Origin of the sequence: Polymorphobacter fuscus (assembly GCF_011927825.1) — a bacterium.
In the GTDB taxonomy this organism is placed as follows: Bacteria; Pseudomonadota; Alphaproteobacteria; order Sphingomonadales; family Sphingomonadaceae; genus Sandarakinorhabdus; species Sandarakinorhabdus fusca.
In genome coordinates, this window is sequence record NZ_JAATJI010000001.1 from 1,744,319 (window position 1) to 1,764,958 (window position 20,640).

Below are 20,640 nucleotides of genomic sequence, written 5' to 3' on the forward strand. Positions count from 1 at the left end.
GACGGCCCCGCCATTCTATCAGGTTACACTCTCAATGCTGTCCATCGCCTCGCTTCGCCGCGAATGGCTTTCCAACCCGCGCGGGGATATCCTCGCCGGCATCGTCGTGGCGCTGGCGCTGATTCCCGAAGCCATCGGCTTTTCGATCATCGCCGGCGTCGATCCCAAGGTCGGGCTTTACGCCTCCTTTTCGATTGCCGTCATCACCGCGCTGGTCGGCGGTCGGCCCGGCATGATCTCGGCCGCCACCGCCGCCATCGCCGTGCTGGTCGTGCCGCTGATCAAGGACCATGGCCTCGACTACCTTTTTGCGGCCACCATCCTGATGGGCGTCATCCAGATCATCGCCGGCTTTCTGCGGCTCGACCTGCTGATGCAATATGTGTCGCGGTCGGTGATCACCGGCTTCGTCAACGCGCTTGCGATCCTGATCTTCATGGCGCAGCTGCCGCAGCTGACCGGGGTCGGCTGGGAGACCTATGCGATGGTCGCCGGTGGCCTTGCCATCATCTATCTGTTCCCGCTGCTGACAAAGGCCGTACCGTCACCGCTCGTGGCAATCGTCGTGCTGACGGTGCTGGCGATCTACGGCGGGATTCAGGTCAACACCGTTGGCGACATGGGTGAACTGCCCTCGGCGCTGCCGTTCTTCTTCATTCCCGATGTGCCACTGACCTGGGAAACGCTGCAGATCATCCTGCCTTATTCGCTGACGATGGCAGCCGTCGGCTTGCTCGAATCGCTTCTGACGGCGCAGATCGTCGATGATCTGACCGATACCGGCAGCGACAAGCGCCGCGAAACCAAGGGCCAGGGCATCGCCAATTTTTTCACTGGCTTTCTGGGCGGCATGGGCGGTTGCGCGATGATCGGCCAGTCGGTGATCAACGTGAAATCGGGCGGCTCGACCCGGCTGTCGACGATGGTGTCGGGTGTCTTCCTGCTGTTCCTCATCGTCGTCCTCGGCCCGTTGGTCAGCCGCATCCCGATGCCGTCGCTGGTCGCCGTGATGATCATGGTGTCGATCGGCACCTTCAGTTGGAGCTCGATCCGCAACCTGCGGGTCCATCCGTGGCAGTCATCCGTCGTCATGCTGGCCACGGTCGTCGTCGTCGTGACGACGCATGATCTGGCGCAAGGCGTTCTTGCCGGCGTGATCCTCAGCGGACTGTTCTTTGCCAGCAAGGTGCAGCGCATGTTCACCGTCATCCCGGCACTTTCGAGCGATGGCCGCACCCGCACCTATACGATGACCGGCGAGGTGTTCTTTGCCTCCACCGACCGCTTCGTCGCGGCCTTCGACTTCAAGGAGGTCGTCGATCGCGTCGTCATCGATGTGTCGAACGCCCGCTTCTGGGACATTTCGGCGGTCGGTGGCCTCGACAAGGTCATCCTCAAGTTCCGCCGCGAAGGTGCCGAAGTCGAGGTGCTCGGCCTGAGCGATGCCAGCGCCACGCTGGTCGAACGCTTCGCCATTCACGACAACTCCGGCGCCGAAGCCAGCCTTGCTGCCCATTAGGAATTCGCCATGCGCCACATTCTCGCCTGCCTCGACGCGTCGGCCTATGGCGTCAGCGTCATCGATCTGACGGCCTGGGTCGCGACCCGGCTGTCCGCCTCGGTCGAACTGCTCCACGTTGTCCAGCGCAAGGATGCCGTGGCAGCGCGGCACGATCTCAGCGGTGCCATCGGCCTCGGGGTCAAATCGGAGCTGCTCGAGGAGTTGACCCGAATCGACCAGTCCGCCGGCCGCATCGCGATCGCGCAGGGGCGCAGCATCCTCGCCGATGCCGAAGCGAGGCTGCGGGACGCGGGCGTGTCGGATGTCACATCGCTGCTGCGCCACGGCAGCGTTGTCGAAACCGTCACCGCGCGCGAGGCCGACGCGACGCTGGTCATCATCGGCAAGCGCGGGTCGGACCACCAGATGGCCCAGGACCATATCGGATCGAGTGTCGAACGCGTCGTCCGGGCGAGCATACGCCCGGTGCTTATCGCATCGCGCTGGGAAAAGCTGCCGACCAGCGTCACCATTGCCTTCGACGGCAGCGCGTCGGCGATCAAGGCCGTCGCGCAGGTGGCGGAGTCCCCGTTGTTCGCGGGTCTGCCCGTCCATATCGTCATGGCCGGGGCGAAGGGTGATGCCCACCGTGACCGGCTGGCACCGGCGACGACCCGGCTCCCGGATGCCGAGGTCCATATCATCGACGACAGCCCCGAAAAGGCCATTGCCGAAACTGTCGCCGGCCTTGGCGACACGATGCTGGTAATGGGCGCCTATGGCCATTCGCCGTTGCGCACCCTGATTGTCGGCAGCACGACGACGGCGATGGTTCGCACCGTGCACGTGCCGATCCTGCTGGTCCGATAGCTTGCAGGCGGCCCGCAGCCACTGGAAACGCCACTTCAGTCGCAGCGATCGGGTGCCCAAGCCGTGCCGGCAAAGCGGCTTGCGCGATCTGGATTTCGGTATTCGTGCAACCGAACGGCCATTGCGGAGTTGTAATCATCGAACTCCGTGATCCGTGGGGACTATTCGTGATTGACATGCTGGAACGGCCCAAAGCCGTTGTCGCCGGCCAGGACGCCCTGTTTCTCGATTTCGACGGTACGCTTGCGCCGCTGTTTCCGCGCCCGGACGACACGATCCTGGGCGTGACGATCCGCCGGCTGATCATCCGCTTGCAGCAGGCATTGGAGGGGCGCCTGGCCATCGTCAGCGGTCGCAGTATCGCAACGATCGATCGCATCGTCGCCATTCCCGGGCTGGCAATTGCCGGCGTCCATGGGCTGGAACGTCGCAGCGCTAAGGGGCTGGTAACACGAACAATGGCAGGTGCCGGGCTTGCCGAGGCGCGCCGCGAACTGCTCGCCCTTGTGACCGGCCTGCCGCGCCTGCTGCTTGAAGACAAGGGCGCCAGCCTGGCCCTGCACTACCGGACCGCGCCCGATCTTGAAGCCGCTGCGCGCGACGCCGCGCAGCAAGCGGCCGCCCGCCATGGGCTCGAATTGCAATCCGGCAAGATGGTGATCGAGATCCGCGAACCGGGACCGGACAAGGGCGGCGCCGTCGACGCCTTCATGGCCGAACCACCGTTCCACGGCGCCCGTCCGATCTTTGTCGGCGACGACGTGACCGACGAGGCGGGCTTTGCAGCGGCGGCGCGGCTGGGTGGCCATGGCGTGCTGGTCGCGCAACCGCGACCTACGGCGGCGACCTTCCGTCTCGACGATGTCACCGCCGTCGAAATGTGGCTGGCCGAAAGCGTCAAGGCGATGGAATTTTCATGAGCGATGCGAAACAATGGGGCACGATCGACCTCGCGCCGATCGGAAATTGTGCCGTCACGGCTCTTGTTGACCGCCAGGGACGCTATGTCTGGGCGTGCTTGCCGCGCGTCGACGGTGATCCGTTCTTTTCGGCGCTGCTCGGTGGCCGTGATCCGGACGCCGATGATGCCCATGGCATCTGGGCGATCGATATCGAGAATTTCGCATCGGCCACCCAGAGCTATCGCCGCAACACCGCCATCCTGCACACCATCCTGACCGACACCGACGGCGGCAGCATCGAGATCGTCGATTTCGCACCGCGGTTCGCGCGCCAGGGCCGCACCTATCGACCGACGGCCTTTTTGCGCCAGGTTCGCCCGCTGCGCGGGACGCCGCGGGTTCGCGTCCGCCTGCGCCCGACCATGGGCTGGAGTCGCGCAGCGCCCGAGCGGACATCGGGGTCGAACCATATCCGCTACCTTGTCCCCGGCCAGCCGATGCGGCTGACGACCGACGCCGCGATCGGCCATGTCCTCGATGAGCGCTGGTTCCGCCTGGAGCAGGAGACGAGCTTCTTCCTCGGTCCCGACGAGCCTTTTGCCGGCAGTTTGCGGTCGACCGCCCGCGACATGCACGACGCCACGCTGGCCGAATGGCAGGAATGGGCACGCGGCCTTGCCACGCCGCTCGAATGGCAGGGTGTCGTCATCCGTGCCGCCATCGCCCTGAAACTCTGCGTTCACGAAGAAACCGGCGCCATCGTCGCCGCGCTGACCACATCGATCCCCGAAGCTCCCGACAGCGGGCGCAACTGGGACTATCGCTTCTGCTGGCTGCGCGACGCCTATTACACCGTTCAGGCGCTCAACCGGCTCGGCGCGCTCGACGTGCTCGAAAATTATCTCGGCTTCCTGCGCAATATCGTCGACGAGACCCAGGGTGGCCATATCCAGCCGCTCTATGGTGTCGGCTTCGAAGCCTTGCTGCCGGAACGCATCGCCGCGGACCTGCCGGGATATCGTGGCATGGGGCCGGTTCGCGTTGGCAACCAGGCGCAGGAGCATATCCAGCACGATGTCTATGGCCAGGTCGTGCTGTCGAACGTGCAGGCGTTTTTCGACCAGCGCCTGCTGCGCCCGGCGACGCGGGCCGACTTCCAGTCGCTCGAACGCGTCGGCGACCGTGCCTTTGCGGTTCACGACCAGCCCGACGCTGGCCTGTGGGAATTTCGCACCCGTGCGAGTGTCCATACCTATTCGGTGCTGATGTGCTGGGCCGCCTGCGACCGGCTCGCCAATGCCGCGGGCGTGCTGGGGCTGCCGGAACGTGCCGCCCATTGGCAGGCCCGCGCCGACATCATCCGCGACCGCATCGAGACCGAGGCGTGGAACGCCGATCTCGGCCATTTCACGGCGACGCTCGGCGGCACCGAGCTTGATGCCAGCCTGTTGCAGATGATCGAGCTGCGCTTTCTCGCGCCCGATGATCCGCGCTTCCTCGCGACCTTCACCGCAATCGAAAAGGTGCTGCGGCGCGGCACTGCGATGTTGCGATACGCCGATGCCGATGACTTCGGCACGCCCGAGACGGCCTTCAACTTCTGCACCTTCTGGCTGATCGAGGCGCTGCACCTGGTCGGGCGGACGGCCGAGGCGCGCGACCTTTACAACACCGCCATCAGCCGGCTGACACATTCGGGCCTGTTGTCGGAGGACAGCGATTTCGAAACCGGGGCACCCTGGGGCAATTTCCCCCAGACCTATTCGCTCGTCGGCCTGATCAATTGTGCCGCGATGCTGAGCAAGCGATGGAGCGCTGTGCGATGAGCCGGTTGATCGTCGTTTCCAATCGCGTCACCGCGCCGTCGGGGCAGCCGGTCGGCGGCCAGGGCGGTCTGTCCGTCGCGCTCGCCGAGGCGCTGCGTGAATATGGCGGGCTCTGGTTCGGTTGGAGCGGCCAGAGCACCGCCGAATTCACCGGCCATCTCAACTTGGCGCGCACGGATGGCATCACGACGGCGACCATCGACCTTGAAGAACAGGACATCCACGAATATTATCACGGCTATGCCAACCGGACCCTGTGGCCGCTGTTCCACTATCGCATCGACCTGACCGAATATGACCGGACCTTCGATGCCGGCTATGCCCGCGTCAACCAGCGCTTTGCCGACACGCTGGTGCCGATCATCGAACCCGATGACGTCATTTGGGTCCATGACTATCACCTGATCCCGCTGGCCATGGAACTGCGCAAACGCGGCATCACCAACCGCATCGGCTTTTTCCTCCATATCCCCTGGCCGCCACCGCGCCTGCTGACCACCCTGCCCCATCACCAGGCGCTGGTTGCCACGCTGTTCGACTATGATCTGGTCGGCTTCCAGACCGGCGAATGGCTGGAGGCCTTCCAGGACTATCTGGCGCGCGAGGTCGCAGCGCCGGTCGAGGACGGCAGCGTCACCGCCTTCGGCAAGACGATCCGCATCGGCGCCTTTCCGATCGGCATCGACACGGCGGCCTTCCAGACCGCCGCCGAAAGCCCTGCGGCGCTGGCCACCCGCGCACGCATCGCGGCGAGCATCGACGGTCGCCAGATGATCATCGGCGTCGATCGGCTCGATTATTCCAAGGGTCTCGAGGAGCGCTTTCTGGGTTACGAGCGCTTTCTCGCCGACAATCCGGATCTTTGCCAGCAGGTGTTCCTGCTGCAGATCGCGCCGCCGACGCGCGGCGACATCGGCTCCTACCAGGAAATCCGCAGCAAGCTCGACACGCTGTCGGGCCGCATCAACGGCGCCTATGCCGAAATCGACTGGGTGCCGATCCGCTATGTCAACCGCGGCTATGGCCGTCATGAACTCGCTGCCATTTACCGCAGCGCGCGGATCGGCATCGTCACGCCACTGCGCGATGGCATGAACCTTGTCGCCAAGGAATATGTGGCGGCCCAGGACCCGGCCGACCCCGGCGTCCTCATCCTGTCGAAATTCGCCGGCGCGGCGTTGCAGCTGCCCGAAGCGCTGCTCATCAACCCCTACAGCCAGGAAGAGATCGCCGACGCCATCAAGGTCGGGCTTGCCATGCCGCTCGAGGAGCGCCAGCGCCGCTGGACGCGGATGATCGAAGGCGTCGTCACCGACGATGTCGTCAAGTGGCGCACCGATTTCGTCACCACGCTCGAACAGCTGCCGCTCCGCGCGGACACAGCGGGTCACGCCCACGCCTGACCGGCATGCGCAACAACGCCTCCGTATCGGGTGATACGGAGGCGTTGCGCCGCGACGAGACAAATGGGTTCAGCGCGAGGCGAGAACCTGGCGCTCCTGCTGGGCGTCGGCGATCACCCGCCGCTGCTGGGCGCGGGCGCCGGCAGCCGCTTCGCGCCGGCAATTTTGTGAATCGGCGACACCGCGGACGCCGCTGATGGCGGGCGCGCAGATCGAACGGACAGCGGAATCGATCCGCTGCTGGAAGATCGCGGCACCGGCCGGCGTGGCGAGATCGAGGCCGGCGTAGCTGACCTGGACCGAGCGCTGCTCGACGGCAGCAGCAGCGCCGGCGAGGGCGAGCATCGTGAACGGCAGCAGGACGATCGACTTGAAGGCGGGCTTGGCGAAGGCGGGGGTGGTCATGGCGGAAACTCCCTTTTCTCGTTGAAGCCCGCCGGGGCGAGGGTGCCCCGGCGGTACCGAAAGGGCTGGGCCATTCCGGATGCCGCCTTGTCGCAAGGCGCCGTGAACCGACACGGCATCGTTGCGTGAAACAATCGTCAAAAGGTCGCTAAAAGACGCCGGACACGCGCCGGCTGCACAGTCGCCATTATAGCGGCCAATATGATGGCCGCGCTGCGCCGGGCACGACGGCCCCGCGTCGCAACGGATGGCTCGCCCCCGCCGCCGGGCCGGATGGCCACGCACATTTTTCTGCAAGTTCCGAACTTTTGACGCGAAATCACGCGCGTTTCACGCCGCGTCGCGGCCTGGCTTCACGGCGCCTCCCTAGAACCGGGGCATCGGCAAACGGGAAATGGTTCCCAGCCGAACCCCGAGGAGACCCACCATGAACGCCATTTTCAGCTTCGTCGCCGCCCTCTCGCTCAGCCTGATGTCGATCGGCGCCGCGACGATCGATCTCGACGCCACCACGGCCGCTCTCGCCAGCAACACCGGTCCCACGACCCTGGCCAGCATCGAAGCATCGCTGCGCGCCTGAACCGTCCGCCACAGCCTTACCCTTCCAACCGCCAATTCCTGGAGACATCCCATGAAGACCCTGATCGCCACCTTCGTCACCGCCGTCCTCAGCTTTGCCTCGGTCGGCGCCGCCACCATCGATGTCGATGCCACCGTCGCGGCGCTGGCGAGCAACCCCGCGCCCGTCACCTTCGCCAGCATCGAAGCGTCGCTGCGCGCCTGACCCCGCCCAACCCCATTTTCACAGGAGACACGCCATGCAGACCTTCTTCGCAACCGTCGCCGCCCTGGTTTTCAGCCTGGCTTCGGTCAGCGCCGCCATCGTCGATCTCGACCGGCCCGCTGCCGCCGTGACCCAGGTCGCGCTGCTCGTCATGCCCGATACGACAATGCAAGCATGATGCCATTCGCGTCCCCGGCCGGTCGTGCGCCGGGCCCCGCCCCGCAGCGATATTGCCTGCGGCGCAAAGGCCCGGCGCACAACCTTGCCGGACAGACATGGTTAAGATATTTTCCGGCCGATCATCGGGGAATAGCGACCGCGCGATCTCCGGTTGCCAAGGCAATGGTGGGAACATGCAGTCCGTCGAACCCAGGCCAGCGACCCTCTGCCTGTTCGGCAGCCCCAGCCTGTCGGTCGACGGCCGGGCCGTCACCATCGGCCGGCGCGCCCGCGCGATGCTCGGCTATCTCGCCCTCGCCAACCAGCAGCGCGCCAGCCGCGAACGCCTGACCGGGTTGTTCTGGCCCGACCGTGCCGAGGAACAGGCGCGCGCCAGCCTGCGCCAGTGCCTGGTGGAATTGCGCGGCGCCCTGGGCAACGCCATCATTGCCGACCGCGAATGGGTCGGCCTCGGCTCGGGGCTCGATGGCGATTGGCACGCCCTCGACCGGGCGCTGAAGAGCGACGACGCCGCGGGCCTGGCCGAAGCCATTACGCGGATCGGCGCGGAGCCGCTTCTCGACGGCCATGAATTCGGTGACACGTTCGATGACTGGCTGCGCGGATGCCGTGCCGCGCTCGATGCCCGCCTGGCCGCCGCCGTGCTGCGCCACATGGCGCTGGCCCGCGCCGCCGGCGATGTACCCGCCGCGCTGGCCATGGCCGACGCTTGGCTACTGCGCGACCCGCGCGACGAAGCCGTGGCGGCGGCGGCGATCGGTTGTGAAATGGCGCGCGGCAACACGGCGGCGGCGCGCCGGCGGCTGCGATTGTTCGAGGATATGCTGGCCCGTGATGGAGACGGGCCGGCGAGTGCCGCCCTGCGCGCTGCGATCGAAGCGGTTCCCGAACCCCTGGTCGTTCCGAGCACCGCGGTGGCGCTGGCGACCGGTGCCGAAATGGCACTGCCCGACAAGCCGTCGATTGCGGTGCTGCCGTTCGCCGACCTGATGGGCGACCCGTCGCAGACAGTGTTCGCCGACGGCATGGTCGAGGAAATCAGCACGGTGCTGTCGCGCTTTTCGTCGCTGTTCGTCATCGCCGGCCAATCGAGCCTGAGCTATCGCGACAGCGGGCGCACGGTGCAGCAGATCGGCCGGGAACTCGGTGTTCGCTATTTGCTCGAAGGCAGTGTCCGCAAGGGCGGCGACAAGGTCCGGATTTCGGTCAAGGTGATCGAGGCCATGAGCGGCGAGCAGATCTGGGCCGAGCGCTTCGATGGCGATTTCGCCGACGTCTTCGACCTGCAGGACCGGGTTGCCAATGCCGCGGCCAGCGCGATCGATTCGACAATCACCGAAGCCGAAATGCGCCGCGCCACGGTGCGCCCGGCGGCGACGGCGGGCGCCTACGAGCTGACAATGCGGGCATCCGGCCTGCTCAACACCTATTCGCGCGCCTCGATCACGGAGGCACGGGACGTCGCCGAACGTGCCTTCGCGCTCGACCCGCGATCGGGCTGGGCCGCTTCGGTCGCTGCCTTTTGCCACGGCGCCCTGCGCCTCAACCAATGGACCGACGATCTGGACGGCGCCACCAGCCGCGCCCGCGAACTGGGGGAGATCGCGCTGCAGCTCAGCCCCGACGACCAGACCGTGCTGGTCAATGTCGGCGGCATGATGATGAATATCGGCGCCGACCTGGCACCGGCGCGCGAATTGATCGAACGCGCGATGGCGATGAACCCCGAACATGTCCACAGCATCTTCTGGGGCGGCTGGCTCGATGTCGAACTCGGCAATCCGGCGCGCGGACTCGAACGGTTCGAAAAGGCGCTGCGGCTCAACCCCCGCTCGGTCTATCGGCCGTTCCAGCTGTCGGGCATGGGCAATTGCCTGTTCTTTCTCGAACGGTTCGACGAGGCAGCGATCGTGCAGGCCGAAGCGATCCGGGTGCGGCCCGGCTATCTGCCGGCCCATGCCGTCAAGGTTGCCAGCCTCGCGCGCAGTGGCCGGCTGGCCGAAGGCCGCACCGCGATGCTGGAGTTCGACGCGCTCGGCGGCGCGGCGCTCGGCCTCTGGTATTTTCGCAGCAGCGAACAGCGCAAGCAGCTGCGCGCGGCCTTTGCGCTACTCGATCGCGATCGCGGCAGCACGGATTTGCGCCCGTCCGCCGCGGTGGCGTAGCAGGTCGAAATCACGAGGGGCTCACGTTCGCTGCCCATCGGGCGATACTCCAAAGGAATAGATCGTTTCTTGGCGAATTGGGCTATGCTCCGTTTGAACACTTCGAATGAAGGGGGGGGGCATCTGTCGACACCGACCAGGATCGCCATTGTCGGTGGAGGCTGCGGCGCGATGGCGGCGGCCTATGAGCTGACTCGCCCCGAACACGCCGGCAAGTTCGAAGTCACCGTCTATCAACTAGGCTGGCGGCTCGGCGGCAAGGGCGCGTCGGGTCGCGGGCCGGCAGGGCGGGTGGAGGAACATGGCCTGCATGTCTGGATGGGCTTTTACGAGAACGCCTTTGCGCTGATGCGCGAGACCTATGCCGAAGCGGCGCGGTCCACGCCCGACTTCGGCGACTGGCAGGATGCCTTCCTGCCTGAACCCGATATCGGGCTGTTTTCTGCACATGAGGACGGCGGCTGGCAACGCTGGAACGGGCGTTTCGCATCGCGCCCTGGACGGCCCGGAGACCTGGCCCTCTCCGATTCGAAAACCCCGCACCGGGTATCGTCGCTGGCCGAATATCTGGGCGCCGCGGTCAATCTGCTGATGACCCTGTTGCTCGACGTCGACGTCGGCCGGGTCGGCGGCGCCCGGCCCTGCCCGCCGCAAGCGGCCGACCCCGACCCCGATCCCGACAAAGTGGTCCAGTCGGTGCGCGACCTTCTCGGCCGCGGCGCCTTTGCCGGCGGCGTTGTTCTGGTCGAGGCCCTAGGCCTGTTGCGGGTGGCGATCGGCAATCTGCCCAAGGGCTATGATTCGCTGCTGCTGCGGCTCGTCGATGGCGTCGCCGGCGGCCTGCGCGACTGGCTGGAAGCCCATGTCGTGGCGGATGATCCGCACCGGCATGTCTGGGAAATGGCCGATCTGGTGGTCGCAACGATGGTGGGCTGTTTCCGCGACGGGCTGCTGACCGACGCGCGCGGGCTCGACGCGATCAACGATTACGACTGCCGCGAATGGCTGCGCCGGCACGGCGCGTCCGAACGCGCCGTCACGTCGCCGTTCGTCCAGGGACTGTACGACCTCGCGCTCGCCTATGAAGACGGTGACGCGGCCAAGCCCGGGATCGCCGCGGGCCAGGGCATGCGCGGCGCGCTGCGGATGTTCTTCGGCTATCGCGGCGCGATGTTCTGGCGGATGCGCGCCGGCATGGGCGATGTGGTGTTCGCGCCGCTTTACCATGTGCTGCGCGAACGCGGGGTGCGCTTCAACTTCTTCCATCGGCTGACCAATATCGGCGTGCCGCCCGGCGGCGCGCTGGCGGCGGGGGAGCGGACCCATGTCACCGCGCTCGATTTCGATGTGCAGGCCGAAACGCACGGCGACTATGATCCGCTGGTGACGGTGGCCGGGCGGCCGTGCTGGCCGGCGGCCCCGCAATTCGACCAGCTGGTCGACGGGGATAAGCTGGCGGCCGCGGGAATCGATTTCGAATCGCACTGGAACACGCACCGGGCGGGCACGCTGCGGCTCGAGGTCGGCCGCGATTTCGACATGGTGGTGCTGGGGGTCAGCGTTGGGGCGGTGCCCGATGTGGCTGGCGAGATCCTGGCGCGCGATGCCCGCTGGCGCGACATGGTCGCCAGGGTCAAGACCGTTGCCACACAGGCGTTCCAGATCTGGCTCGACAAGGATCTGGAACAGCTCGGCTGGGACGGCCCGCCATGGCTGGCATCGGCGTTCGCCAAGCCGTTCGATACCTGGTGCGACATGGCGCATGTCGTGCCGGAGGAAGCCTGGCCGGTCCCGCCGGCTACGTCGGTCTATTTCTGCGGCGTGCTGCCCGATGCGGCAGGCGCGTCCGATGCCGGTTTTCCGGGGCAGCAAGCGGCCGAGGTCAAGGCCAGCGCCATCCGGTTCCTGGATGGACAGGCCGGGCATTTGTGGCCGGGTGCGGTCGCCGACGGCTTTCGCTGGGACCTGCTCGCCAGCCCCGATCCGGACGACAAGTCCAGCGGACCGGCGCGCTTCGACAGCCAATATTGGCGCGCCAACGTCAACCCCAGCGACCGCTATGTGCTCTCCCTTCCCGGCAGCCTGGCGTACCGCATCTCGCCGCTGGACATGACCTACGACAACATGACCATCGCCGGAGACTGGACCGATTGCGGGCTCAACACCGGCTGTACGGAGGCAGCGGTGATGGCCGGGCGGCTGGCCGCACATGCCCTGTCGGGCGCCCCCGCTCTGGAACGGATCATCGGTTACGACCACCCCTAGGCATCCCCGATACAGCAAGGACAGGCGGCATGGCAGGCGACACGAACCCCCCGCGCAAGGCACGCCCCGAGCCCGGGCGCACGGCGCCTGATCGCACCGGCTGGCGCAAGGGCAGCGGCGATGATGACGGCCCGGGCGTCGATTGTCCCGAACCCGAAGCGATCGCGACCTCGCCCGAAGTCAGCCGGATCGTCGCCGATGCGGTGCGGATCGGCTATGACGTCATCGGCCTCAATCTTGCCCATGGCCGCGCCGCTGCAGACCGGTTCAGCGCCGGCAATTACCATGTCGACGATGTCCCCAATGATGTGACGCGCCTCGGCAAGCGGGTGTTGAAGCTGGCGCAGGATCTGAGCGTCACCGGCTTCGATCTGATGGCGGCGGTGCTCAACGACCCCGCCATCCGCAAGGCCATCCAGCCGGGTGGCACACCGACCCCCAGCAAGCCGCCGCCGCCCGAGCCGGCCACGCTGGCGTGCCTGTTTCGCGGCCGCCGCAAGGCAACGGCGGTGCCGGTACCGCTGCGCCAGCCCGATGCGCCGACGATGCTGTCGATCGCGGGACTGGCGCCGGTTGCCGGCACGGCGCTACCGATCACCCGGGTCAGCCTTCGGGCGGCGCATGTCGGCAGCGGCATCATCGCGCTGATCACCATCCCCGACGACCAGCCGGCCGGCGCCTATGCCGGCGACATCACCGATGCCGGCACCGGCCAGCTCCTCGGCACGCTCGCCATCGAGGTGCTGCCGGAGGCGCCGGGCGGCGAGCCGACAGGCGGAACGGACGGGACGCCGGAGGAGAAGCCGGGCGACACTGCGGCATGATGGCCGCGCAGCCCGGGCCCGCGCGGCAGACGCCGGACATCGTGCCGGCGCTGCTGCGCGAATATGGCGCCGCGACGCGGGCCCGGGTCGATCATTATCTGGCAGCGTCGGCGAAGGCGCCCTATCTCGGCGATCTCGTCACCGACTATCCGCGCCGGCGCGGCAAGATGATGCGCCCATCGATCTGCATCGCCGCGGCCTGCGCCCATGGTGCGCGGCTGGCCGACGTGGTCGGCAGCGCCGCGGCGATCGAGATCTTCCACAATGCGCTGCTGGTCCATGACGATATCGAGGACGGCAGCGAGGTGCGCCGCGGCGCACCGACGCTGCATGTCGCGCATGGCGTGCCGCTGGCGATCAACGCCGGTGACGCGATGATCGTCATGGCGCTGCAGCCGTTGATCGACAATGTCCGCGACCATGGCGCGGCGGTCGCCTGGCAGGTGCTTGCCGCGACCCAGCAGATGGCGCGCGAAACCGCCGAAGGCCAGGCGCTCGAACTCGGCTGGCGCGACTGCAACCGGGTCGACCTGACCCAGGCCGATTATTTCGAGATGGTGCTGAAGAAGACGGCGTGGATGTCGACGATCTGGCCGGCACGGATCGGCGTGCTGATCGGTGCCGGCGGCTTCGAAGCGCACGGCGCGGCGGTGACACGCTTCGGTTTCTTCCTCGGCGCCGCCTTCCAGATCCAGGACGACCTGCTCAACCTTGTCGCCGATGCCGCCTATGGCAAGGAAGCCAATGGCGATCTTTTCGAAGGCAAGAGGACGCTGGTGCTGATCCATGCGCGCACGGTTGCGGACGATGCCGACCGCCGGGCGATCGACGCCTTCCTCGCGCTTGCCCGCGCCGACCGCACGCCGGCGATGGTGGAGGAGATTGCCGGGGTCATCGCGCGCACCGGGTCGATCGACCATGTCCGCGAGGTCGCGGTCGCGCTGGCCGGCGCCGCATCGCACGAATTCGACCGTGCCTTCGGCCATCTGCCGCCATCGCGCGACAGGGACTTTCTGGAAGGGCTGGTGCCCTGGGTGTTCGAACGGACATGACCGGCAGGGTCCTTCTTTACGGCGCGACCGGCTTCAGCGGGACGTTGATCGCGGCGCGGCTGGTGGCCAGTGGCGTCGATTTCACCCTCGCCGGGCGCAACGCGGCGTTGCTGGCAGCACTGGGGGAACGCCTCGGCCGGCCGTGGCGGGCGTTCGGGCTGCACGATCCGGCGGCGATCGACGCCGGGCTGGCGGGCATGGCGGTGGTGGTCAACGCCGCCGGGCCGTTCGTCCACACCGCCGGGCCGATGATGGCAGCGTGCCTGCGGGTCGGCGCCGATTATCTCGACATCACCGGGGAATGGCCGGTGTTCGCCGAGGCCATGGCGTTGTCCGAGGCGGCCGCAGCGGCGGGTGTCATGCTGATGCCCGGCGCCGGGGTCTGCATCGTCGCCACCGAAGGCCTTCTGGCGCTTGCCGCAGCGCGCCACCCCGACACCGTGGCGGTGCAGCTGGCAGCGTCGCGCCACAGCCGCCTGGTGCGCGGATCGGTGCGGACGATCGTGGCGATGAACGACGAACATGTGCGGGCGCGGCGCGGCGGGCAGATCGTCTGTTCGCCATCGGGCCACAGGGTTCGGGAGTTCGATTTCGGCGCAGGTCCCGTGGACGCGGTGGCAGTGACCTGGCCCGAAGTCATCACCGGCGAGTTCAGCACAGGAATCGCCAATATCGAAACCTATGCCGAGGCCGCGCGGCCCGCCCAGCTGCTGGTGCGCGCCGGTGGCCTGCTGGCACCGCACCTGAAGGGCCCGGCGGCAGGCTGGCCGGCAGCGCTGGCGGAACTGTGGCCGGCGACCGGCGAGGAAGACGTGGCGGGGCTCGACACGGGCTTCGTCCTTGTCGCCCATTGCCACGATCGCTGGCGCCGCGTCACGCGCCTCCGCCTGCGCGTCGACGACGGCCATGATGTGACCGCGGTCACCACCGATGCCATCGTCCGCGCGGTGCTTGCCGGCAACCGCGCGCCCGGCTTTTCCACCCCGACCCGGCGGTTCGGCGGGGATTTCATCCTCAAGCTCGGCTGTGCCGAAGTGCTCAAGGAGCAGCCATGACCTATGTCGAATCCTTCGACGGGCAGCAGAACCCGCCGCCCTATTTTTTCCCCAAGGTCAGCGTCAACGCCTGTGTGCTGAAGGCGACGCAAGACAATCTGCAGCGGTGGTGCAACACCTTCCTCAACCTTGGCAACGGCCACCGCTTCAAGCCGCTCGTGCCATTCGTCTATGTCGGAATCAGTCATTATCCCAAGATGTTCTGCGCCGGCCACGAGAACATGGGCTATGCTATCCAAGACGAGTATTTCGTCATGGTGCCGCTGGTCCATTATCGCAATTTCTTCAATCTCTGGATCCCCGTCGGCTTGACCTGGGGCTTCCCGTTCATCGGCGTCACCAACGGCACTTCGGCGATCAGCGGCCAGACGGTGATCGGATTTCCGAAAATGGTCGGCAGCATCACGCGCACGACCATGTCCGGCGGCGCGTTTCACGGCGAGGTCGAGATGCCCGGCTTTCCGGTGTTCGACAGCAATACGCAGCAGCGGCAGATGCCGATCATCGCGATGCGCACCGACGCGCCGCTTCAGCAGTCGGCGCCGACCGGTCCGGTCTCCGGCGCGGCACCGGCCGCGACCTTGTCCTTCCCCTGGTCGCTGCTCCACGCCGGCACGGGGATCACCGACATCGAGGACGAAATCCTCGAATTCCTCGACGACCTGATCCCCGGACTCTATTCGACGACGGTACTCAAGCAGATCCGCGATGCCGAGGACCCGACCCAGGCCTGTTTCCAGTCGCTGGTGTCGGCGCAGTGGCAGATCGACGACCCGCTTTCGTCGATCGAATTTTCCGGCGGCGAAGTCGATGTGTTCGACAATGCCAGTGTCGACATCATCGCCACGCTGGGGCTGGCGGATGGCACGGCGATCCCGCCGCCGTCTGTGATATCGGCACCGACGCCGGACGCCGGCGGCCCGCTGGCGCCGGCGGTTGCAGCGCCGCGCAGCGAGCGGTTCAAGGCCCTTGCGGCGTTCGAAATGCAGGTCGACATTCATTTCGGCGACCTCAGGAACCTGGGTCTTTGACCAGCGCGGGCACGCGCGATGATTGCGTTACCAGCCGGCCGATGCGAGACACGCTTCCAGACGTGACGCGACCGGAGAAGCCCTGCGATGACAATATCCCTGGTGCAATTTCGCCGCCCCGACGGCAGCCGCGGCGTCGCGGCGCTGAGCGACGATGGCGTCCGGGAGGTGGCCGGCGCGGACAGCGTACTGGCGCTGGCGCAGGCGGCGCTGGCGGCGGGCACGACGCTGCGGCAGCTGGTCCAACGCCGCGGGCCGGGCGAGGCCATCGACCTTGCCGACGTGACGCTGTTGGCGCCGATCGACCATCCCGACCCCGCGCACCTGCTGCTGACCGGCACCGGGCTGACGCATCTGGGGTCGGCCGAAGGGCGCGACCGGATGCACCGCGCCGCGGTTGAAAATCCGGCGCCGACCGATTCGATGAAGATGTTCCTGATGGGGGTGGAAGGCGGCAAGCCCGGCCCCGGCCAAGCCGGCGTCCAGCCCGAATGGTTCTACAAGGGGGATGGCTCGCAACTCGTCGGCCCCGATGCGCCGCTGCTGTCGCCAGCCTTTGCCAAGGACGCGGGCGAGGAGCCCGAAATTGCCGGCATCTACCTGATCGATGATGCCGGACAGCCGGTGCGGCTCGGCCATGCCCTGGCCAATGAATTTTCGGACCATGTCACCGAGCGCGGCAATTATCTGTGGCTGGCGCATTCCAAGCTGCGCAATGCGGCGCTCGGTCCCGAATTGCTGCTCGGCGACCTGCCGGCGGATCTGCGCGGCACCAGCCGCATCCGGCGCGAAGGCTCGGTGATCTGGGAAAAGCCATTCCTGTCGGGCGAAGCCAATATGTCGCACAGCATCGCCAATCTGGAGCATCACCATTTCAAATACGGGCTGTTCCGGCGGCCGGGCGACCTCCATGTCCATTTCTTCGGAACCGCGACGCTGTCGTTCGGCGAGGTCGAAACGCAGGAGGGCGATGTCTTCGAGATCGCGGCGGCGCCGTTCCGCCTGCCGGTGCGCAACCCGATCGCGATCGTCCAGCCCGAAACGGTGACGGTCCGCAGCCTGTGAGCGACCCGATCCGCATCGGCCTTGTCGGCATCGGCAAGATCGCGCGCGACCAGCATGTTCCCGTCCTGCGGGCGTCGCCGCGCTTCACCCTGGTCGCCAGCGCCAGTCGCCATGGCCGGGTCGAAGGCCTGCCCGGCCACACCAGCCTCGAAGACATGCTCGCGGCCGAAACCATCGATGCCGTGGCGCTGTGCCAGCCGCCGCAGGTCCGGTTTGCCGCGGCGCGCACGGCGTTGCTGGCGGGCAAGCATGTGCTGCTCGAAAAGCCGCCGGGCGCAACGCTTGCCGAAGTCGAGATCTTGCGCGCCGTTGCACGCGACCAGGGCGTGACGCTGTTCGCCAGCTGGCATTCGCGCCATGCCGCAGGCGTCGCGCCGGCGCGGGCGTGGTGCGATGGCAAGACGCTGCGCCGGGTCGCGATCACCTGGAAGGAGGATGTCCGCTACTGGCATCCGGGGCAGGACTGGATCTGGCAGGCCGGCGGCATGGGGGTATTCGACCCCGGCATCAACGCGCTGTCGATCGCCACCGCGATCCTGCCGCCATTCTTCCTGACGGACGGGACGCTCGAAGTGCCGGCCAACCGCGCCGCGCCGATCGCCGCCGACCTGACCTTTGCCGATGCGGCGGGAACACCGATCCATGCTGTTTTCGACTGGCGCCAGACCGGGCCGCAGACTTGGGATATCGTGATCGAAACCGACGCCGGACGCGCGGTGCTGTCCGAAGGCGGCAGCATGCTGACGATCGATGGTGCGGCGCAGCCGTTGCCGCCGGAGGCGGAATATCGCGGGCTTTACGATCACTTTGCCGATCTGGTCGCGGCGGGTGAAAGCGATGTCGATGTGGCGCCGCTGCGGCATGTCGCCGATGCCTTTCTGCGGGCCACTCGCCGCGAGGTCGAGGCGTTCGATGACTGACCCCGCGGCCGCTCGCCCAGCGGCGGACTACCGCGCGGCACTGACCCTGCTCGCCACGCTCTTCTTCATGTGGGGGTTCATCACCGTCATCAACAACACGCTGCTGCCGCACCTGCGCAGCGTCTTCGACCTCAGCTACACCCAGACGACGCTGATCGAGAGCGTCTGGTTCATCGCCTATTTCGTCGCGTCGATACCCTCGGCAAAGCTCATCGAGCGGGTGGGATACCAGCGATCATTGGTCATCGGGCTGCTGGTCATGGCGGCCGGCGCGCTCGGCATGACGCTGGCGGCGAGCCTGCCGTCCTATGGCGTGACATTGGCGATGCTGTTCGTCATCGCCAGCGGCATCACCTTGCTGCAGGTGGCGGCCAATCCCTATGTCGCTGTGGTCGGCCCGCCCGAAACGGCGTCGTCGCGGCTCAATCTGGTGCAGGCGCTCAATTCGGCCGGGACCATGTTCGCGCCGCTGTTCGGCGCCTATCTCATCCTCGGCCGATCGGTCGGCGGCACGGCCCGCAGCGGCACGGTGCTGACCAGTGCCGAACGCCTTGCCGACGCCCGGTCGGTGATCCTGCCCTATGCCATCGTGGCGGTGGTGCTGGTGGTGCTCGCCGTGGTCATCGCGCGCTTCCCGCTGCCGGCGATGGGCAGCGCCACCCGCCGCGCCGCCAAGGCCGACCGCCGCCAGCATTCGCTGTGGCGCCACCGCAACCTGGTGTTCGGCATCCCGGCGATCTTCATCTACCTGATCGCCGAAATCGGCGTCGCCAACCTGTTCGTCAACTTCGTGTCGCAGCCCGACATCGCCGATCTGACGGCGGAACAGGCCGGTCGCTACCTGACGCTGCTGTGGGGCGGGATGATGGTCGGGCGCTTTGCGGGCGCGGCGATCATGCAGCGGATCCCCGCCGAAACGCTGCTCGCCGCGGCTTCGGTCGGTGCCTTCATCGTCATGATGGTAACCGTGTTCAGCACCGGGCTGGTGGCGATGTGGGCGCTGATCCTTGTCGGCCTGTTCCATTCGATCATGTTCCCGACGATCTTCACCCTCGGCATCCGCGGGCTGGGGCCACTGACGGAGGAGGGATCGGGGCTGCTGATCATGGCGATCGCCGGCGGCGCGCTGGTCGTTGTCCAGGGTTGGCTGGCCGACCGCTATGGCCTGCAGCGGTCGTTCCTGCTGACGGCGGCGTGCGAGCTTTACGTGCTGTTCTACGCGCTCTGGGGGGCGCGGACGCCGGCTGTCAGGGCATGACGGAGACGCGATAGACCATGCGGTGGTGATAGGGCCGGCCGGGATCGACCCGCGCCGATCCGAACGCCGGCTGGTTGGGCGTATCGGGAAACTTCTGCGGCTCCAGCGCGACGCCGTCGCCCATGCGGTAGAGATGGCCCTGTTTGCCGACAAGGCTGCCGTCGAGAAAATTGCCGGCATAGAATTGCACGCCGGGTTCGGTGGTCAGCACTTCGAGCACCCGGCCCGATTCGGGGTCTTCGAGCCGCGCCGCCAGGCCGGGCTCCGCCGTCTGGCCCTTGTCGAGGACCCAATTATGGTCCCAGCCGCGGGCAAAGACGATCTGCGGGTCGCGCCCGTCGCGCAGCCCGTCGGACAACGGGCGCGGGCGGGTGAAGTCGAACACCGTCCCGGCAACCGGGCGCTGCTCGCCGGTCGGAATCAGCACGGCGTTGACAGGGGTGTAGCGTTGCGCCGGGATGGTCAGGCGGTGCCGCGCCGTGCCATCGGGCCCGCCTTCGCCGGCCAGGTTGAACAGCGCATGGTTGGTCATGTTGACCACCGTCGGCGCGTCGCTGGTCGCATCGAAATCGATGGTCAGCGCGCCCTGGTCGTCGAGCGCATAGGTCACCCGCGTCGACAATTTGCCAGGGTAACCCTGGTCGCCGGCGGGGCTGGTCAGCGCCAGCACGACGCGGGCTATGGGGCCGGGTGTCACCGATTCGACGCTCCACAGCCGCTTGTCGAAGCCATCGGCGCCGCCATGGAGTGCGTTGACACCATTGTTGCGATCGAGGCGGACGGTCTTGCCGTCCAGCACGAATTGCGCGCCGGCGATGCGATTGGCGTAGCGGCCGATGGTCTGGCCCCAGTAATTCGGCTTCGCCACATAGCTGGCAAGGTCGTCATAGCCCAGCGTCACATCGGCGACGCGGCCGTTGCGATCCGGCGCGTGGAAGGCCTGCAGCGTGGCGCCCAGGGTGATGATGCGCGCGCTGACGCCGTTGCGGCCGGTCAGGGTGATAGCCTCGACCACCCGGCCGTCGGGCATCGTCCCGAAGCGGGTGCGTTCGGCGGTGGCGGCGTTGCCGACCCCCGACACCAGGGCCGCGCCGAAGCCGGCTGCAACAACGAAAGACCGCATGAACTCTCCCC

At 67.1% G+C, this 20,640-nt stretch carries 19 protein-coding genes; 17 read left to right on the forward strand and 2 right to left on the reverse strand.

All coding sequences use genetic code 11. The features are described 5' to 3' along the window. The first annotated feature begins 34 nt into the window (after positions 1 to 34). From GGQ62_RS08250 to GGQ62_RS08270, 5 genes are all read left to right on the forward strand, one after another. Positions 35 to 1,519, forward strand: a complete 1,485-nt coding sequence (locus GGQ62_RS08250; protein WP_207791810.1) for a SulP family inorganic anion transporter — start codon at positions 35 to 37, stop codon at positions 1,517 to 1,519. A 9-nt stretch (positions 1,520 to 1,528) separates the two neighbouring features. Next, positions 1,529 to 2,371 (forward strand): universal stress protein, encoded by an 843-nt coding sequence (locus GGQ62_RS08255; protein ID WP_152578463.1) that lies wholly within the window; start codon positions 1,529 to 1,531, stop codon positions 2,369 to 2,371. Positions 2,372 to 2,547: 176 nt separating this feature from the next. Next, positions 2,548 to 3,291, forward strand: a complete 744-nt coding sequence (gene otsB / locus GGQ62_RS08260; RefSeq protein WP_152578550.1) for a trehalose-phosphatase — start codon at positions 2,548 to 2,550, stop codon at positions 3,289 to 3,291. Beyond that, positions 3,288 to 5,099, forward strand: coding sequence for a glycoside hydrolase family 15 protein (locus GGQ62_RS08265; protein WP_152578464.1), 1,812 nt, complete (start codon positions 3,288 to 3,290; stop codon positions 5,097 to 5,099). The genes otsB and GGQ62_RS08265 overlap by 4 nt, the downstream gene beginning before the upstream one ends. After that, a complete protein-coding gene (locus GGQ62_RS08270; protein ID WP_152578465.1) occupies positions 5,096 to 6,502 on the forward strand; it encodes an alpha,alpha-trehalose-phosphate synthase (UDP-forming) in 1,407 nt (468 codons plus the stop codon). The genes GGQ62_RS08265 and GGQ62_RS08270 overlap by 4 nt, the downstream gene beginning before the upstream one ends. A gap of 69 nt (positions 6,503 to 6,571) precedes the next feature. On the opposite strand, the gene GGQ62_RS08275 is transcribed toward GGQ62_RS08270, so the two are convergent. Continuing rightward, positions 6,572 to 6,907 carry a UrcA family protein gene (locus GGQ62_RS08275; protein WP_152578466.1) on the reverse strand — a complete coding sequence of 112 codons (336 nt, stop codon included), beginning with the start codon at positions 6,905 to 6,907 and terminating at the stop codon, positions 6,572 to 6,574. 427 nt (positions 6,908 to 7,334) lie between these two features. On the opposite strand from GGQ62_RS08275, the gene GGQ62_RS08280 reads away from it, so the two are divergent. From GGQ62_RS08280 to GGQ62_RS08335, 12 genes are all read left to right on the forward strand, one after another. Next, a complete protein-coding gene (locus GGQ62_RS08280) occupies positions 7,335 to 7,487 on the forward strand; it encodes a hypothetical protein (RefSeq protein WP_153401403.1) in 153 nt (50 codons plus the stop codon). Between the two features lie 51 nt (positions 7,488 to 7,538). After that, a complete protein-coding gene (locus GGQ62_RS08285; protein WP_153401405.1) occupies positions 7,539 to 7,691 on the forward strand; it encodes a hypothetical protein in 153 nt (50 codons plus the stop codon). 34 nt (positions 7,692 to 7,725) lie between these two features. After that, positions 7,726 to 7,869: a hypothetical protein gene (locus GGQ62_RS08290; protein ID WP_153401407.1), complete on the forward strand. Its 144-nt coding sequence runs from the start codon at positions 7,726 to 7,728 to the stop codon at positions 7,867 to 7,869. Positions 7,870 to 8,044: 175 nt separating this feature from the next. Next, positions 8,045 to 10,036, forward strand: coding sequence for a hypothetical protein (locus GGQ62_RS08295; protein WP_167649536.1), 1,992 nt, complete (start codon positions 8,045 to 8,047; stop codon positions 10,034 to 10,036). An 84-nt stretch (positions 10,037 to 10,120) separates the two neighbouring features. Further along, the gene (locus tag GGQ62_RS08300) at positions 10,121 to 12,301 is read left to right on the forward strand and encodes an NAD(P)-binding protein (RefSeq protein WP_152578468.1); all 2,181 of its coding nucleotides are present in this window, start codon (positions 10,121 to 10,123) and stop codon (positions 12,299 to 12,301) included. A 29-nt stretch (positions 12,302 to 12,330) separates the two neighbouring features. Next, complete coding sequence (locus GGQ62_RS08305; protein ID WP_152578469.1) at positions 12,331 to 13,125, forward strand: hypothetical protein; 795 nt, start codon at positions 12,331 to 12,333, stop codon at positions 13,123 to 13,125. Beyond that, the gene (locus GGQ62_RS08310; protein ID WP_207790528.1) at positions 13,122 to 14,177 is read left to right on the forward strand and encodes a polyprenyl synthetase family protein; all 1,056 of its coding nucleotides are present in this window, start codon (positions 13,122 to 13,124) and stop codon (positions 14,175 to 14,177) included. Before GGQ62_RS08305 ends, GGQ62_RS08310 begins: the two co-directional genes overlap by 4 nt. After that, positions 14,174 to 15,232 (forward strand): saccharopine dehydrogenase NADP-binding domain-containing protein, encoded by a 1,059-nt coding sequence (locus tag GGQ62_RS08315; RefSeq protein WP_152578470.1) that lies wholly within the window; start codon positions 14,174 to 14,176, stop codon positions 15,230 to 15,232. Before GGQ62_RS08310 ends, GGQ62_RS08315 begins: the two co-directional genes overlap by 4 nt. Continuing rightward, entirely contained in the window at positions 15,229 to 16,263 is a 1,035-nt protein-coding gene (locus tag GGQ62_RS08320) for a hypothetical protein (RefSeq protein ID WP_152578471.1), read from the forward strand. Before GGQ62_RS08315 ends, GGQ62_RS08320 begins: the two co-directional genes overlap by 4 nt. Before the next feature lie 87 nt (positions 16,264 to 16,350). Further along, positions 16,351 to 17,328 (forward strand): AraD1 family protein, encoded by a 978-nt coding sequence (gene araD1, locus GGQ62_RS08325; RefSeq protein ID WP_152578472.1) that lies wholly within the window; start codon positions 16,351 to 16,353, stop codon positions 17,326 to 17,328. Then, complete coding sequence (locus GGQ62_RS08330) at positions 17,325 to 18,248, forward strand: Gfo/Idh/MocA family protein (protein WP_152578473.1); 924 nt, start codon at positions 17,325 to 17,327, stop codon at positions 18,246 to 18,248. The genes araD1 and GGQ62_RS08330 overlap by 4 nt, the downstream gene beginning before the upstream one ends. Continuing rightward, positions 18,241 to 19,506, forward strand: a complete 1,266-nt coding sequence (locus tag GGQ62_RS08335; RefSeq protein ID WP_152578474.1) for a sugar MFS transporter — start codon at positions 18,241 to 18,243, stop codon at positions 19,504 to 19,506. Before GGQ62_RS08330 ends, GGQ62_RS08335 begins: the two co-directional genes overlap by 8 nt. Here the strand turns inward: GGQ62_RS08335 and GGQ62_RS08340 are convergent. Further along, positions 19,496 to 20,629 carry an aldose epimerase family protein gene (locus tag GGQ62_RS08340; RefSeq protein ID WP_152578475.1) on the reverse strand — a complete coding sequence of 378 codons (1,134 nt, stop codon included), beginning with the start codon at positions 20,627 to 20,629 and terminating at the stop codon, positions 19,496 to 19,498. The genes GGQ62_RS08335 and GGQ62_RS08340 overlap by 11 nt on opposite strands. Positions 20,630 to 20,640 lie beyond the last annotated feature (11 nt).

Coding starts and splice junctions, on each gene's coding strand:
- GGQ62_RS08265 (WP_152578464.1), top strand. CDS start 3,288: ATGAGCGATGCGAAACAATGGGGCACGATCGACCTCGCGCCGATCGGA.
- GGQ62_RS08335 (WP_152578474.1), top strand. CDS start 18,241: ATGACTGACCCCGCGGCCGCTCGCCCAGCGGCGGACTACCGCGCGGCA.
- GGQ62_RS08250 (WP_207791810.1), top strand. CDS start 35: ATGCTGTCCATCGCCTCGCTTCGCCGCGAATGGCTTTCCAACCCGCGC.
- GGQ62_RS08310 (WP_207790528.1), top strand. CDS start 13,122: ATGATGGCCGCGCAGCCCGGGCCCGCGCGGCAGACGCCGGACATCGTG.
- GGQ62_RS08290 (WP_153401407.1), top strand. CDS start 7,726: ATGCAGACCTTCTTCGCAACCGTCGCCGCCCTGGTTTTCAGCCTGGCT.
- GGQ62_RS08320 (WP_152578471.1), top strand. CDS start 15,229: ATGACCTATGTCGAATCCTTCGACGGGCAGCAGAACCCGCCGCCCTAT.
- GGQ62_RS08300 (WP_152578468.1), top strand. CDS start 10,121: ATGCTCCGTTTGAACACTTCGAATGAAGGGGGGGGGCATCTGTCGACA.
- GGQ62_RS08305 (WP_152578469.1), top strand. CDS start 12,331: ATGGCAGGCGACACGAACCCCCCGCGCAAGGCACGCCCCGAGCCCGGG.
- araD1 (WP_152578472.1), top strand. CDS start 16,351: ATGACAATATCCCTGGTGCAATTTCGCCGCCCCGACGGCAGCCGCGGC.
- GGQ62_RS08340 (WP_152578475.1), bottom strand. CDS start 20,629: ATGCGGTCTTTCGTTGTTGCAGCCGGCTTCGGCGCGGCCCTGGTGTCG.
- GGQ62_RS08295 (WP_167649536.1), top strand. CDS start 8,045: ATGCAGTCCGTCGAACCCAGGCCAGCGACCCTCTGCCTGTTCGGCAGC.
- GGQ62_RS08275 (WP_152578466.1), bottom strand. CDS start 6,907: ATGACCACCCCCGCCTTCGCCAAGCCCGCCTTCAAGTCGATCGTCCTG.
- GGQ62_RS08285 (WP_153401405.1), top strand. CDS start 7,539: ATGAAGACCCTGATCGCCACCTTCGTCACCGCCGTCCTCAGCTTTGCC.
- GGQ62_RS08270 (WP_152578465.1), top strand. CDS start 5,096: ATGAGCCGGTTGATCGTCGTTTCCAATCGCGTCACCGCGCCGTCGGGG.
- GGQ62_RS08315 (WP_152578470.1), top strand. CDS start 14,174: ATGACCGGCAGGGTCCTTCTTTACGGCGCGACCGGCTTCAGCGGGACG.
- otsB (WP_152578550.1), top strand. CDS start 2,548: ATGCTGGAACGGCCCAAAGCCGTTGTCGCCGGCCAGGACGCCCTGTTT.
- GGQ62_RS08255 (WP_152578463.1), top strand. CDS start 1,529: ATGCGCCACATTCTCGCCTGCCTCGACGCGTCGGCCTATGGCGTCAGC.
- GGQ62_RS08280 (WP_153401403.1), top strand. CDS start 7,335: ATGAACGCCATTTTCAGCTTCGTCGCCGCCCTCTCGCTCAGCCTGATG.